Source organism: Streptococcus oralis (assembly GCF_003943395.1).
GTDB lineage: Bacteria > Bacillota > Bacilli > Lactobacillales > Streptococcaceae > Streptococcus > Streptococcus oralis_BF.
Genome location: NZ_RJPJ01000037.1, coordinates 1 through 518 on the forward strand (window position 1 = coordinate 1; position 518 = coordinate 518).

At 47.7% G+C, this 518-nt stretch carries 1 protein-coding gene and 1 pseudogene; both read right to left on the reverse strand.

From position 1 onward, the window contains the following. Nucleotides 1-313, reverse strand: a pseudogene (locus D8802_RS10240) (hypothetical protein); the annotation flags it as partial. Then, on the reverse strand, nucleotides 211-518 hold a 308-nt coding region (locus tag D8802_RS10245), incomplete at its 5' end, for a hypothetical protein (RefSeq protein ID WP_472725603.1). The pseudogene D8802_RS10240 and the gene D8802_RS10245, both read right to left, overlap by 103 nt.

The window sequence follows — 518 nt, forward strand, 5'->3', positions numbered from 1 at the left end:
CAAGCAAGTCTGCTTCAGAATCAGCAAGCACAAGCGCAAGCAACAGCATCTCTGCTTCAATCAGCGCATCAGAATCAGTTAGCGCAAGCGCAAGCAACAGTGCATCAACATCTGACTCAGCAAGCACAAGCGCAAGCAACAGTGCTTCAGCATCAACAAGCGCATCTGTATCAGATTCAACAAGCTTGAGCAACAGCATCTCTGCTTCAATCAGTGCTTCTGAATCAGCAAGCACAAGCGTAAGCAACAGTGCATCAACATCTGACTCAGCAAGCAAGTCTGCATCAGAATCAGCAAGCACAAGTGCAAGCAATAGTGCATCAGCGTCAACAAGCGCATCTGTATCAGCAACAGCATCTCTGCTTCAATCAGCGCATCAGAATCAGTTAGCGCAAGCGCAAGCAACAGTGCATCAACATCTGACTCAGCAAGCACAAGCGCAAGCAACAGTGCTTCAGCATCAACAAGCGCATCTGTATCAGATTCAACAAGCTTGAGCAACAGCATCTCTGCTTCAA